Origin of the sequence: Sporomusa malonica (assembly GCF_900176355.1) — a bacterium.
GTDB lineage: Bacteria > Bacillota > Negativicutes > Sporomusales > Sporomusaceae > Sporomusa > Sporomusa malonica.
The window spans coordinates 24,964-37,989 of record NZ_FWXI01000003.1; the positions used below are offsets into that span (position 1 = coordinate 24,964).

At 44.2% G+C, this 13,026-nt stretch carries 13 protein-coding genes, 1 pseudogene and 1 riboswitch; of the genes and pseudogenes, 5 read left to right on the forward strand and 9 right to left on the reverse strand.

What is annotated here, in order from left to right; genetic code table 11:
• Window positions 1-27: 27 nt before the first annotated feature.
• Both B9A22_RS03765 and B9A22_RS03770 read right to left on the reverse strand, forming a co-directional pair.
• On the reverse strand, window positions 28-1,248 hold the full coding sequence (locus tag B9A22_RS03765) for a DUF3084 domain-containing protein (RefSeq protein ID WP_084574386.1): 1,221 nt from the start codon (window positions 1,246-1,248) through the stop codon (window positions 28-30).
• 161 nt (window positions 1,249-1,409) lie between these two features.
• Window positions 1,410-2,552, reverse strand: coding sequence for an S-layer homology domain-containing protein (locus tag B9A22_RS03770; protein ID WP_084574387.1), 1,143 nt, complete (start codon window positions 2,550-2,552; stop codon window positions 1,410-1,412).
• A 391-nt stretch (window positions 2,553-2,943) separates the two neighbouring features.
• Between B9A22_RS03770 and B9A22_RS03775 the strand changes: the two genes are divergently transcribed.
• Complete coding sequence (locus B9A22_RS03775) at window positions 2,944-3,480, forward strand: hypothetical protein (RefSeq protein ID WP_084574388.1); 537 nt, start codon at window positions 2,944-2,946, stop codon at window positions 3,478-3,480.
• A gap of 273 nt (window positions 3,481-3,753) precedes the next feature.
• Here the strand turns inward: B9A22_RS03775 and B9A22_RS03780 are convergent, their stop codons facing one another.
• Window positions 3,754-4,206, reverse strand: a complete 453-nt coding sequence (locus B9A22_RS03780) for a hypothetical protein (protein WP_084574389.1) — start codon at window positions 4,204-4,206, stop codon at window positions 3,754-3,756.
• 289 nt (window positions 4,207-4,495) lie between these two features.
• Window positions 4,496-5,116, reverse strand: coding sequence for a C40 family peptidase (locus tag B9A22_RS03785; protein WP_084574650.1), 621 nt, complete (start codon window positions 5,114-5,116; stop codon window positions 4,496-4,498).
• 72 nt (window positions 5,117-5,188) lie between these two features.
• A riboswitch (cyclic di-AMP (ydaO/yuaA leader) is annotated at window positions 5,189-5,314 on the reverse strand.
• Window positions 5,315-5,503: 189 nt separating this feature from the next.
• On the opposite strand from B9A22_RS03785, the gene B9A22_RS03790 reads away from it, so the two are divergent.
• The gene (locus B9A22_RS03790) at window positions 5,504-6,199 is read left to right on the forward strand and encodes a CAP domain-containing protein (RefSeq protein WP_084574390.1); all 696 of its coding nucleotides are present in this window, start codon (window positions 5,504-5,506) and stop codon (window positions 6,197-6,199) included.
• A 359-nt stretch (window positions 6,200-6,558) separates the two neighbouring features.
• Window positions 6,559-7,695, forward strand: a complete 1,137-nt coding sequence (gene spoIIP, locus B9A22_RS03795; protein ID WP_084574391.1) for a stage II sporulation protein P — start codon at window positions 6,559-6,561, stop codon at window positions 7,693-7,695.
• Window positions 7,696-8,111: 416 nt separating this feature from the next.
• Here the strand turns inward: spoIIP and B9A22_RS03800 are convergent, their stop codons facing one another.
• The 4 genes from B9A22_RS03800 to B9A22_RS03815 all read right to left on the reverse strand — a co-directional run bounded on the left by B9A22_RS03800 (window position 8,112) and on the right by B9A22_RS03815 (window position 11,961).
• Window positions 8,112-8,792, reverse strand: a complete 681-nt coding sequence (locus tag B9A22_RS03800) for a hypothetical protein (protein ID WP_084574392.1) — start codon at window positions 8,790-8,792, stop codon at window positions 8,112-8,114.
• Window positions 8,793-9,148: 356 nt separating this feature from the next.
• Window positions 9,149-10,831: an ABC1 kinase family protein gene (locus B9A22_RS03805; protein ID WP_084574393.1), complete on the reverse strand. Its 1,683-nt coding sequence runs from the start codon at window positions 10,829-10,831 to the stop codon at window positions 9,149-9,151.
• Window positions 10,832-10,988: 157 nt separating this feature from the next.
• Complete coding sequence (locus B9A22_RS03810) at window positions 10,989-11,363, reverse strand: hypothetical protein (RefSeq protein ID WP_084574394.1); 375 nt, start codon at window positions 11,361-11,363, stop codon at window positions 10,989-10,991.
• Between the two features lie 316 nt (window positions 11,364-11,679).
• Window positions 11,680-11,961 (reverse strand): hypothetical protein, encoded by a 282-nt coding sequence (locus B9A22_RS03815; protein ID WP_084574395.1) that lies wholly within the window; start codon window positions 11,959-11,961, stop codon window positions 11,680-11,682.
• Window positions 11,962-12,108: 147 nt separating this feature from the next.
• Here B9A22_RS03815 and B9A22_RS25975 point away from each other — a divergent pair.
• Window positions 12,109-12,244: pseudogene (locus B9A22_RS25975) on the forward strand (IS66 family transposase); the annotation flags it as partial.
• Between the two features lie 41 nt (window positions 12,245-12,285).
• Here B9A22_RS25975 and B9A22_RS03825 read toward each other — a convergent pair.
• On the reverse strand, window positions 12,286-12,708 hold the full coding sequence (locus B9A22_RS03825) for a hypothetical protein (protein ID WP_084574397.1): 423 nt from the start codon (window positions 12,706-12,708) through the stop codon (window positions 12,286-12,288).
• A 99-nt stretch (window positions 12,709-12,807) separates the two neighbouring features.
• Between B9A22_RS03825 and B9A22_RS25230 the strand changes: the two genes are divergently transcribed.
• Window positions 12,808-12,951: a hypothetical protein gene (locus B9A22_RS25230; protein ID WP_176215380.1), complete on the forward strand. Its 144-nt coding sequence runs from the start codon at window positions 12,808-12,810 to the stop codon at window positions 12,949-12,951.
• Window positions 12,952-13,026 lie beyond the last annotated feature (75 nt).

A 13,026-nucleotide genomic window follows, 5' to 3' on the forward strand; every position in this document is an offset into this window, starting at 1 on the left:
GTATGTTCGCTCATTAAGATGGTATTTTTATGGATGTTCTATAACAATCTTGATTTCTAACGGACCAGCCACAGAAGTATCTGCAAGGGTAACCGCGCGTAACTGCACGATGCCCACCTTCTTCTCAAGCTGGTTTACCACATTGAATAGTTCAGTACCACTGATTGAGCCTACTGTACCCTGCAGAGGATCAGACAGTACACCTTTTTCTACGGCGATGCTGTTCACTTGCTGTAAGAACTGTAATACAACCGGCTCTATACCGCCTCTATTTTCTTGTACGTTAATCGTAGTTTTAGCAATCGTTTCGCCCTTAGCGAAGATTCGTTTGTTGGGATAAACCTCCAGATACGCAATGACCGCTTCATCCCCTACTGTATTCTCGTGGGCAACAATCCGCACTACCATACTGCTATCAGACTTTTGCAAAGCCTTGGTTGCATTCTGAAAGTCGGCTTGACTAATCCATAGCATTTCAGTCTCTGTATCCTGCTTTCCTATTTGCTGCAGAACTTTCCGATTGGTCTCAGAAATAACACGCAGCAATTGATTTTGTACTTGCCCAACCGAGGTGTCTATAACCGCGGTAGCTAATACCTCATTGGCTCTGTAGAGCACAGTTTCAGCTCGCAGGTATTTAATACCAGAGCTCAGCTGAGCTGTTGTCTTCGATAGTCTATCAACATCACTATTAAGAGTGTCTCGCACCCTGCTCAAATCAGCAATACGGGTATCTAATTTTGCTTTGGTTGCTTCAAGGTCTGCAATATCCGACTTGGCTTGCGCTAAATCCACCTGTCCTTTACTCAGTGCTGCCATTGTTTGATCATGCTGTTCAAGCGCGCTGGCCAACTCTGTTCTTGAATGGGAAAGCTGAATGGTTACGGAATTGATTTTGTTTACAAGATTGCTGTATTCCTCTTCTTTTGATTGTAAAACAAGGTGATTGGCTTCAAGTTGTTGGTTCTTTTGGACAACCTCGGAAGAAAGCGTTGTCAGTTCTGTACGCAGTTTCTCCATACCGAATAAGGCTGTCCTCACATCGTAGGATACAATGGTTAGGATGATAAGGGTAGATGCGGTAATCAGAATCCCGGTTGTTACAGCCACGATAATCGAGGTGTATTTGGGCCGCAGTCCAAACAAAGACAGCTTCTTTTTTCCCACCTTAGTACCAATCTTGTCACCAATATAGGCGATAGCGCCGCCCATGACACCCAGTATAGCGATAAGTACCAGACCAAACATAGAAATCCCCTTCCTCAATAATGATTGCAGCACCAAACACCACGAGGTAAAAGGGATTCTTGTTACCCACTAAGAATAACCCATTTTGTCCATCGTTTAATACTGACGTTAAAAACCTTTATTAGTAAAGAGGCTCCGGTTTGCCGGAGCCTCTTTACTTTTTAGAATTTAACGTTTACAGTAGCTTTGGTTTGATTGCCAGCTACGTCCAGATTCTTATAATCAAGCTCAAGATTTACGTTCTTCGCCAAATCCCTGCCATAAGTAACTTGGAGTCCTTTGTCTTTCTGGCTACTGTTGCCAAAACCGGTAGAAGTGGTGCCGGCAAAGTTAAAGCCCGATTGTTCTGGTAGGGCATTAGCATCAAAGTTAATATAACTTACCCGCGCACCTAAGATATCTGTACCGACACGGTAGGCATTGGCTTTCTGCGAAACATTACGGACATATTCTGCTCCCACTTTTTTACCGAACACGCTGACATCTGTGCTTAAGGCAGCATACTCGTTTGCCGTACCTATGTTATCAATTTTGAGATAATCAGCCGCCACGTTGGTTCCAAAGAGTTGGTTCTGATATTCTGCGGCCTGAACGCTGGTGTCGCCGCTATTATCATAGGCTACCGTCAGACCACCTAACTTTGCCTTGGCACCCGTAATCGCAGCGCCATCAACTTCATAGGAGTTATACAGAAGACCTTGGCCAAGTTTAAGGTCTTGTTTACCTAAAACAGTGTCAACAGCTCCTAGCTTAGTTTCTATGTTAAACCGGTCAATGCTGGGAGAACCAAAATTATCAAGAGAAGTCTTGTCTATTCCATCAGCGTCAGCTGTGGTTAAACGGGCATTTAACTTGGTATCCTCATTAATTTTGCCTGTTGCACCGAGACGGAAACGATAGGACGTATCTTCGGTGTTATTGTCATATTGAACGCGCGCTTCGCCACTGAATTTGATTTGATTGTCCAATTGTTTTTGGATACCGTCAACTTTAACTCCCAGGCTGTTAAGTTCAGTAGCAAATTCACTTGCTAATTTATCCACAATTACTTTTTGGTCAACGGTAGAAACTTTACCCATTGCGCTGGCCACGATTTGCGCCATCTCATAACGAGTAAGCGTCTTGTCCCCTTTGAAGGTTCCATCGCCATAGCCGCTGACAATACCGGTAGCAGCTAGTTTATTTACGGCATCGTAAGCCCAGTGCTTTGTGGGAACATCGGCAAAGGGATTCGCGAACGCCGGTACAGCGAAAGCCACCGTCAGAGCGGTGCAAATAGCAGTCTTTAACAACTTCTTTTTCATTTGTATTCCTCCAGTTAATTTGATTAATAATGTGTAAACTCAAGTCTTACGTTTTACGCTATTAGACTTGTTTCCGACTTGCGGAATGCATGTTTACATTCACCTTGGGTTAGCCCCCCTTGATGCTAATGAAAGCTTCACTCTCTTCTTCACTGGCATTTACCCTCAGGGAACTGTGGAATTTCCCAGGCGATGTATTCATAATACCAAGTTATTATGAATATCCCATGAATTTCCTATGAATAAATTATGTTATCTTTATGAAGTGTGTTCTGTTGTACTCCCAAAAAACACAATTTCTTCACAGGTTATTCATGATAACTTCATAATAGTTCGTTATAATTAGCCCATGGAAATATACTTCATACATATATCTAAGGGAGGCTTCACAATGAAAAAGATAGCAGGGATTCTAGTTTCTTCGTTGCTCTTATTACCGCTTGCTGCAGATGCTTCCATCAGCACAAAGGTCAATTCTTCTAATACTACCTACGTTAGCCAAATAACTAATATCGGTCCGTGGAGTTCGATGAAAGTACAATACACAAATGACAAAACCTTACCCACTCTTACGCTGACCAAAACCGACTCCAGGGATTATTTGTTTTCTGATAAAACACAACTGGTTACTGATGGAGTGGCTTCTGATTTGAAACTCATGGCTACATACCGGAATCCTACAAACTACAGAACACAAACCAGTAGCCTTGGTCGCTACGAATTTAACCAAGAGCAAATAGCTAACATCCAAAACGCCAAAAACGTTTCGCTACAAGTTTCTTTCCGCAACACGAGTACAATAACTTGGAAGATTTCAGAAAAAGTGCTGAATGAATGGAAAGAAGTCTTATCTAGAGGACAAAGTCAAGTTTCTTTGCAAAATACTTCCCTTGGCATGAATAATCACGCTGCACATCATGGTGGCTAACTAATAACGCAAGAGACAATTCCCCTTGCCTGTGCCCTAGGTTTCTTACTTAACCAGCTTCTAATTATAAATGCCCCAAGCTTTCGCAAATGAAAGCTTGGGGCATTTAAGTACCCTTCCACGTAACAAAGCAATACAACAATAGTGTTACCTGAGTTTTCATTCCGCAACGCCAACTGTGGATACTAACACGAGGCTTCCTAACATAGCAAGGTTAAGGATCGCAGATCGGTTGCCAATGCAAATAGTGTCAAAGAGAAGCTTGAACGGATTCTAGTGCTTACAGCTCTCGGCATAGCAATCTAACCGAGCAAGTACCACAGTGAGAACTAGACCATATGTCATTGCGGTGAAAAGGTGTGATAAATTTGATTCCGGCGTAGCGTGTTCCAACATGGGTATATGAAAAATTGTACCTAAGGTGTGGATTATAACCCAGACTGCCGCCCCATAGGTAGAGCCTGAAATTAGCGGATAACTGTATTTTAATTTTGGGAGCAAATACACAAATACAATACCCAGCAGACCTGCAACCGCTATTTGAAGTACCTGCGCGAAGATTTCTTCCCGCATCGATTCCGGAAAGTCACCCCATACCACTATTGCTGCTATATCGAGATATCTAACCTTGGCGATACCGAGTGTATAGGATATCAAATTTAGCACAGCCATTACAACCCCAGCGATTGTCCCTGCCAGATAACCCCTCACGAACTTGTTTTGCATCCTTACCACCTCTGCTCTCTTTTTTCACCAGGGCCTAATCTATTGCAAAATTCACTCTGGTTCCCTCAAAAACCCGGATAGTGGGTAAATATCCCTATGGTTTAGTATTACGATTCCCAAATTAATTATTTTTGCAATAAACTATGTTTGCCTTTCGATAAATTTGCCAACAGGCACTTCCACTCACTTTGTTTATGCTCTTCTTCTTACACTACTGGCCTTTTCTAAATAAAACGCCCCAAGCTTTTGAATGAAAGCTTGGGGCATCTCACTAGAATATAAAAACTTCTTACCGCAAAACCCGCCGGGCACCAATATACCGCGGGCCCCAGTACGAGCTGTCAAGACGGTCAATGGCTATACCACGACTGGATGATGCGCTAATAAACTTGCCGTCGCCAAGGTAAATACCATTATGTGACGGGCCAGGCTCATAAGTGCTGAAAAAGACCAAGTCGCCTGGCTGCAGTTGACTTCTTGTGACCGGCAGCCCTACTCCAAACTGAACATCGGCCGTCCTTGGCAAGGAAATGCCGTTCAGACCAAATACATATTGGGTAAAGCCCGAGCAGTCAAACCCATTGGGGGTGGTGCCACCCCATAGATAAGGAACTCCTTGCTGACGCTTGGCTGTTGCCAAAATGCGGCTAACGGCGATACTGTCACCACGTCCTCGGCTTACCGGCGTACCGGGTAGCCTGAGTGCACTCCAGGTAGCTTCACCAACGATACCGTCGGCTTCCAAGCCCCGGTCAGCCTGGATGGCCTTGACCGCCGCTTCGGTTTGACTACCAAAGGCACCGTCGGCACCGCCGACGCTATATCCCAAGCTTTGCAGCCTCTCTTGCAACAGAACCACATCAGAGCCACTGTCTCCCCACCGGAGGGCAGCTGCTTCTGCACTACCCATCAGCAGCCCACTCGTAAGTACAACCAATAATGCTTTTTTTGCTGCTTTTTTCCATGAGCCTTTTATCAAATTCGAACCGCCTCTCGTCGCCTCCGGAGTTAGCTGCCGGGTTAGGGCCAGGCTTAGCCCTGCGCTACTGCGCTTCACCCCAAATGAAAGGGTCCTCCGTACCTGTCCAGGATTCGGCGTATTTAATGGACCTAATGTCACCTCCTTCCTAGTGCATTATAACTAAATTCGCCTAAATTCGACAAGGCCTCTTTTGCCTGGTGCACCGTTTTGGCGAACCTTACCAAAGGATATTGGCTTGGTTGTGGCGAATATCCTGATATACGGTAAAAAAAGAATACCGTTTGACTTTAGCTAAAACTAGAAAGCAGGAACCTAATGTTCAAACGCAAACTATGTAAAACATTAACCTTAAGTCTCCTGACTCTATCTCTTGTTACAACATCATGGGGGGGAGCCTGGGCCACCGCTCATGCGGCTGCCGCTGATGAGCAAGCTTTGGAAATCACTGCGCCTAGCACGGGAACAACAAATACTATTCTCGGGGGAATATTGGCGATAGGTCTCATCGCTGCCCTAACCAACCAAGGCGACAAAGCCGATAGTGCTGCCCCAGCGAAAGGCACAGCGCCTGCGTCCCCACCAGCAACTAATCCAACACCCTCTGCACCAAAAGCACCTCAGGTTAGCGGTGTCACTGCCGACGAACAACTCGCCGTTAATTTATTAAATGCTGATCGCGCCGCTAACGGACTGCCGCCGCTTAAACTCAACCTAGCGGTAACTGCAGTCGCTCGGCAGCATGCGCAGGACCAAATCGACCGGAACTTCTTTGCCCACGTCAATCCTGACGGCAAGTCTCCCTTTGACCGGATGCGCAGCGCCGGTATCTCCTTCGGCTATGCTGGCGAGAATTTAGCCATTAACCGTAACGTCACTGCGGCCGAACAAGCCTTCATGAACAGCCCCGGCCACAGAGCGAATATCCTTAATGCCAAATATAAACAAGTTGGTATTGGTGTGCGCTATAGCCCCCAAGGCTCTGTTTATGTAGTACAAAAATTTATTGACTAGCCAGCCTTAAAAACCTGTAGGGAATCTTCCTTACAGGTTTTTCATTGTCCTGTAAAAAAGTATAACTTTCCGTCTGGATAAGGCAACATTACCCAAAGGGCACAGGCGGCTTTCCGCTTTCGCTAAGGCTCGGCGCAAGCCGTGTTTTCTTTATCCGATGACTAAGTCGCTCTAAGACTCCCGCTTCTACAAGCGGGAGTTAAGAGCGTCTAAGTCCCTGGATAAGGTCGACTAAACTTCAGATGGGGTTAAAACCCCACCTGAAGCTAAGTCTTTCTTTATCTGGCTTAATATACTTTGGCATATAAATTGTAAAACCAGGTCAAGCTACCAGTAATTATCTGTTCACGAGGTGACTTATGCGAATTCTACGTTTATTTGCTATTGTTTCCGTGATGATACTAGCGTCACTAAACGCCAGTAATAGTGTAGCAGCGCCAGTTGATAGCGCCACAGAAGTAAACGACGGTTTTGTGACAATCACAGATACAATGGGCAAAATTATCTTTCAAACTGGCCTTGCCGTCCATCCTGGTGATGAATTTATTGATGAGGATAACCGGGTCTATGTTGTTACTGCCGTTCTAGGTACAACTGCAACAGCCGAATATGTGCGTGAGGAGTCTTTTAGCAGCCTATGGCCGCAAACTGTACCTGTGCAAGCACCCGCACAGCCGGCAAGTCAACTGGTGAGTATCTATCATACACACACAGATGAATCCTATATTCCTACCGACGGTAAAGCTACCGTCAAGGGTGACGGTAGCATCCTGCTTGTCGGAGAAGCCTTTAGTAAACGATTGTCTGAACTTGGCTATCAGACCAATCATGACAAAACCCTTCACGACCCCCATGACGCCAATGCTTATCAGCGCTCGCGGCGCACTGTAATGAAACTCCTTCAACAGCAGCCAGCCGCACTATTTGATATCCATCGCGACAGCGCGCCAGCCAAAATATATAACTTTCAAGTCAACGGCCAGGACGCAACCAAAATATTATTAGTCGTTGGCCGCCAAAATCAAACTATCAATACCACTATGAATTATGCTAAAACCATTAAAGCAGCGGCTGATGACAAATACAAAGGGTTAGTACGTGGTATCTTTATCGCTAAAGGCGGCTATAACCAAGACTTAAACCCTCGTAGTATCCTTGTTGAAATTGGCACCCAGTACAATAACCGGGAAGCCGCCGACCGCAGCGCCGCTCTATTTGCTGATGTAGTCCCTTCTTTTCTTGTACCCACCACTCAGGCTCCAGCGGGTCAAGCTCCGGTTGCTCAAGCAACACCTTCGGTATCACCAGATATTGCTGCCAACAATGATCCCGGTCCACGCCAAGATACCCTCCTTATCATTGGCGCATTAGTTGCGGGTACAGGTGCTTTCCTTTTTCTTAGTACAGGCAGTTTTAAAGAAGCCAAATCCAAACTCCTCCGTTTCGGTAAATATGAGTTTGGTGACATCTTCCGATCATGGAAAAAACGAAAATAATCAGGAGTCGTAAGCCATGAAAAACAGCCGTTTTTTCTGTATTCCTCGTTCTACATTAGCAATTGGTGCAATATTGCTTGCCGTAAGCCTTGGCTTTATGTGACAAGCCAACCTGCCACCCCGGAGCAAAAACCACCCGGCACCCCAGTCCCCGAGCTATACTTCTTACGTTATCTTAGAGGAAACAACAGGGGAACATTAATGCAAATCTCTGTACCTCCTACCGTAGGTGATGAACTGGTCACAGACACCAACAAACGCTACACCGTTGTCAAGGTAGAAGAAAATCGGGCTTACGCCCGCTTTGTTGAGGTGATCTGAAAAATACCAAAACCCAAATAATTACAGGACAAACGCCTTACACGTTTGTCCTGTCTTGCTTTTCAACCTGCCAAGCAGAGCAACTATTTCTTATACTACTTTACCCCTGCCGACTGTGTTCCCTTTTTTACAATAACTCCGTCCACTGCGGTGTAAACTACGTCGTCTTTAATCCAGCCCTCGATGGTATGTCCAGCAACTACCTGTTTGTTATATCCAGTAGGATTATGGTCGATCACGGCATATTGAGGACCGTTTTTACCGCTACCCTGCCTCACCATGACTGTTTCGAGGTCCTTATTGATGCGATACGCCTTAGTTGTGACTCCGTCAACGGCGGTGTATGCTACTCCGTCTTTGATCCAGCCCTCAATGGTTTGGCCACCAATTACCTTTTTGCTATATCCAGTAGGATTACGGTCGATCACGGCATATTGGGGACCGTTCTTACTGCTGCCTTGCTTCACCATGACTGTTTCAATGTTCCCATTAATGCGATACGCCTTAGCAGTGACTCCGTCAATGGCGGTATATGCTACGCCGTCTTTGATCCAGCCCTCAATGGTTTGGCCGCCAACTACCTGTTTGTTATATCCAGTAGGATTGAGGTCGACCGTAACATATTGGGGACCATTCTTAGTGCTGCCCAGACTAACCATCACTGTTTGGATGTCTGATTTAATTTTGTTAGTTTCCGGGAGAAACTCGTTGGCCGAAGCCACACCCGCTACCATCATGCTCATCAGTAAAGTTGCAGTTATAAAAGTCTTTTTCATTTTCATTACCTCCTTGTTGTTCTTTATCCATATTATACCTAGCTGATATGAATATCCTGTGAAGGAATTGTGTAAAACTTGTGCTATTTTACCTGTCTTTATCTACATTTGAGAATAGCTTCTGAAGTATGTGGTAAAATCGAGCATGAACTGTAAATCCAGCTGTTATGTCAATGGCGGCATTAAGCCTTCCACAGCTTAGGAAAGTAAAAAGCCCAGCACCATGTGCCAGGCAGTCGCAGCACTATATTCTTATTTCATATCCCTTATTTCTGCTTACGACTTAAAGGTAATTCCATTAAGGATTTTGCCGAACTCTATAGGAAATTCCCTGCAGCTCTGCCATTCCTGATTATTTAATGCTTAACTTGCCGGAATATTTTAAAGAACATATATACTGTGCCAATCAGCGAGACTACTAACAAATAATAACCTGTGTAATGAATTTTAGCCTGTAGCGGACCTGTGCCAGAGTGCATCATAATGGCTGAAGTTAATAGCATACTGGAGATTATCAGACTATAGGCAATACGGTTGATGGACTTGTCAAGTTTATCGCCAAGAAACTCCATACCGCTGATCGACAAAGGAATTTTCTTCTCCCCTCTTGTCATACCCGAAATGAATGTGGGTAGCTCACTAAAGAGTATTCGCAGCTTCTTTTTGACATCCAGTATATTTCCTAACATGGCCGCTTCACTCACCTGGGGCAAGACATTGCTTTGGAGGAAGGTCGCAATAATAGGACGGGCTATCTCCAGAAAGTTAACATCTGGATCGATTTTGCGAGCATTTCCTTCCGCGAGAGCAAACGCCTTGCCTAATAACAGCAGGCGCTCAGGCATGCGAATACCATGTTTTTGGGAAATATGCATCATGCCGAAAATCATCTTTCCTATTTCAACATTGCCTTGAGACATATTCTGGGAAACAAACATTAGCTCTGCCATATCTTCATAATAATTTTGCCAGTTTGTTTCCCCTGTTGAATGGCCCATTTCTAGTGCCACATTCATCAACTTATCTACATCTGAATTTTGAATGGCGGTGAAGTTTTCAATTAACCGCTCTGTCATGCGCGAATCAATTCGCCCCACAATACCGAAATCAAGGTAGACTATTTCTCCCGCCTTAGTAAGACGAATATTACCTGAATGGGGATCGCCGTGAAATACGCCGCATAAAATCACTTGACGTAAAAAACTGTCCAGAAATTTCCTGGATAATTCCTTGCGGACAGCAGGATTTTGAGTTTCAGCCGCTTGTTCAATACTAATTCCCTCAATATACTCCATAGTCAGCAAATTCTCGTTACTTAACTCCCATTCTACCCTCGGTGCGCGGGCCAACCCGGCATCGGCTAAGAGATTGCGGAACAACTGGATATTTCCCGCCTCTACCGATAAATCAAATTCTTTTTTGAGAGAATGGGCGAAAATAGCAAAGCTATTTTCTATATCCATTAGGTTGTTGACTTCTGGCTGTTTTGCTAAAAAGGTAACTATTTTTTGCATTACCCTCAAATCCAATTCAATCTTGTTGATAACCTCTGGCTTGCGAACCTTTAACACTACCTTGCGCCTGTCAGCCAAAGTAGCGGCATGAGTCTGGGCAATTGAGGCCACCCCAAGCGGCTGGGGGTCTATGTAAGTAAAAATATTTTTATACTCTGGCAAATTTTCGGCAACCAACTGTTCAATTCGCTCAAAAGCAACTGGTGTTACTTGTTCTTGTAGGCTTTTCAGGGCATCGGTAACAAAATCAGGAACAAGATCCGGGCGACTGCTTAAAAATTGCCCTAACTTGATAAATGTTGGGCCAAGTTCTTCCAGCATTCCCGGCAATCTTTGCACCAGACAGCGAAACTCTTCGCTCTTTAGCGTTTTTTCTAAATCCCCTGCACCACTGAGCACACCAAAGGCCATAAACCGACGCAGGCCCAAATCTTTTACCAGAAAACCAAACCCGCTTTTAATAAAAACACCGGCAATCTCCCTCGCCCGTTCGCGTACTGCATCATTTCTTTGCCATATTGCCAAAATTAATTCCTCCAAACTGTATAACCTATCACAAATCACTAAACACTCAAAACACACTATATTAGCTATTTGTATGATAGTTCATAATATACTTAAAGCGTAACTAGCCTACAAATAAAAAACAGTCAGCACACGCTAACTGCTTTTTATAGATAATCTAGTTGTCCATAACCTCTACCTGTTTAGCTACTATGATGGGAGCTTGCGTTGCAGCCTTCTTAGTCTTAAACACCTCCCACAGTCCTCTAGCCAAAAATACCGAACCGCCAATGAAAAGTGCCCAGAAGAGTAATGTAATAGCTATACCGGCTAAGCTGCCAAGTAAGCTTTCAAACCCTGAACCAGGCATCATACCCGGCATGCTTGCCATGTTAGTCATATTCGCCATGTTACCGTGGTTATACATAGCCATGTTACCCATTTGGCCATACGCATCTACGCCTTGATTCATAACGCCCATGCCTTGCCCCATACCATTCATCCCCTGGCTCATGCCTTGATTCATGCCACCCATACCTTGATTCATCATCATTTTAGAAGGCCTCCTTATATTTTGTTTATCTAATTTATCAGTGGTTCTGATTTGATTTAAGTATAACAAACCCAAATGAATATCTTATGAATAGCCTATGAAAATCTCGTGAAATTTTTCGAGGTTAGACAGTACTGCCCGACAATCTTACCAAGTGTACTAAACTCAATTGTGTGCAGTTTAAGAAACATTGAACGGGGTTGTCCCAAAGTAAGCGACAAACCTTTCATCACCTATTATTCAATAACTTCAGACATGCTAACATAATAAGAAAAGAACGAGATGGATTCTTTTGAGATATGGTTAGCCATGTATCTCAGAAAAATCCATCTCGTAAAGCGGACTTAAATTCATTAAGCTGCTTTTGAATTAGCTTCTTGTGCTGATCATTTGACAGACCTTCCGTCTGGTCGAATCCTTCTTCAGCAAGGTAAAAGTTGAAGCATTCAGCCAGATCACGATTTTCTCTTTCCATTTTTGCATAGTGCTTTATCAGATAATGATTGAAATCAAGGTTGAAATCCAGTCGACTGCGTTCACCCTTCAGATATGACTGGACAAAGGTCATCATAAATTCAGTGGCGGTATTCTTTGGCATCTCAAACAGACCCCTTTTTCATCGGCATTCGGCATTTTTCCGGAACAGCTTCGCCCCACGGTAGTAGGGCATCCAATTCCCCGACTGATGCGGATGGAACGGCTTCAAGCAGGTGGCTTCAAACGCCGTGTTCTGCCGAAGACCGCAGTGGGAAAAGCTATGAAATATGCCCTAGAACAGCGCAAATGGCTGATAAATGTCTATCTTGACGGGCGAACCGAAATTTCGAACAACCGGGCTGAAAATGCCATACGAACCTTTCGCATTGGGGCGCAAAAACTGGTTTGATTTTATTCAGATATTGACTTTTGAACAGCTTCCTAGCTATCTCGCAATGTCTATTTTCGCGTTCGAAATAGTGTAAGCAATTACTATGCCGAGTACCAGATGGGAAATTAAGTTTATAACAAAACTTCCTGTCCCCATTAACCAAGTAGGAGTAGCTACTCCTGACACAATAAAGAAAATATTCATAAGTACCCAGAGAACTATACCTAAGATGGACCCTGATGAAAAATAGTAAACTAAGTGTTCTTGAGATATCAGCCTAGCTGCAAGCCATCCGGCAAACCCAGTAGCTATAGCGTAAATAAACCACCCTATACCGGATTGAACAGATAATAAATTAGAAACTGTGCCTATTGTATCTACACTCGAAATTCCACTGGCAAACGTTAGCTGATCCAGTACCAATTTGGCCACCCCGCCAATCACGCCACCGATAAGGCCAGCTATATTTCTGTCCATAGGCTTATTGCCTCCTTAAGATTTCACTATTATTTTTACACTATATTGTTTATCTTTTATCCATAGGTTATACGGGTCGCTACCCATTCCCTGATCTCTATGAATATGCACCAACAGTACAAGATTCCTTCTACACCGTCTACTTGCTTGGCTACTACGACAGAAGCCGGAGTCTGGGTTGCAGCCTTCCTGGTTTTAAACACTTCCCAGAGCGCTCTGGCCAAAATACTGTACGGCAACTAAAAGAGCTAATAATAAGAGCGTGATACCTGTACTAAGTAAATATCTAGTGAAGTTTCCGTACAAGTGGATTAACTG

Bases quoted from the DNA above. Each gene is read 5' to 3' on its own strand.
- B9A22_RS03785 (WP_084574650.1), bottom strand. From the start codon at position 5,116: ATGGGTAGTGCAGAAGCAGCTGCCCTCCGGTGGGGAGACAGTGGCTCT.
- B9A22_RS03770 (WP_084574387.1), bottom strand. From the start codon at position 2,552: ATGAAAAAGAAGTTGTTAAAGACTGCTATTTGCACCGCTCTGACGGTG.
- spoIIP (WP_084574391.1), top strand. From the start codon at position 6,559: ATGCGAATTCTACGTTTATTTGCTATTGTTTCCGTGATGATACTAGCG.
- B9A22_RS03775 (WP_084574388.1), top strand. From the start codon at position 2,944: ATGAAAAAGATAGCAGGGATTCTAGTTTCTTCGTTGCTCTTATTACCG.
- B9A22_RS03825 (WP_084574397.1), bottom strand. From the start codon at position 12,708: ATGGACAGAAATATAGCTGGCCTTATCGGTGGCGTGATTGGCGGGGTG.
- B9A22_RS03765 (WP_084574386.1), bottom strand. From the start codon at position 1,248: ATGTTTGGTCTGGTACTTATCGCTATACTGGGTGTCATGGGCGGCGCT.
- B9A22_RS03810 (WP_084574394.1), bottom strand. From the start codon at position 11,363: ATGATGATGAATCAAGGTATGGGTGGCATGAATCAAGGCATGAGCCAG.
- B9A22_RS25230 (WP_176215380.1), top strand. From the start codon at position 12,808: ATGAATATGCACCAACAGTACAAGATTCCTTCTACACCGTCTACTTGC.
- B9A22_RS03790 (WP_084574390.1), top strand. From the start codon at position 5,504: ATGTTCAAACGCAAACTATGTAAAACATTAACCTTAAGTCTCCTGACT.
- B9A22_RS03815 (WP_084574395.1), bottom strand. From the start codon at position 11,961: ATGCCAAAGAATACCGCCACTGAATTTATGATGACCTTTGTCCAGTCA.
- B9A22_RS03780 (WP_084574389.1), bottom strand. From the start codon at position 4,206: ATGCAAAACAAGTTCGTGAGGGGTTATCTGGCAGGGACAATCGCTGGG.
- B9A22_RS03800 (WP_084574392.1), bottom strand. From the start codon at position 8,792: ATGAAAAAGACTTTTATAACTGCAACTTTACTGATGAGCATGATGGTA.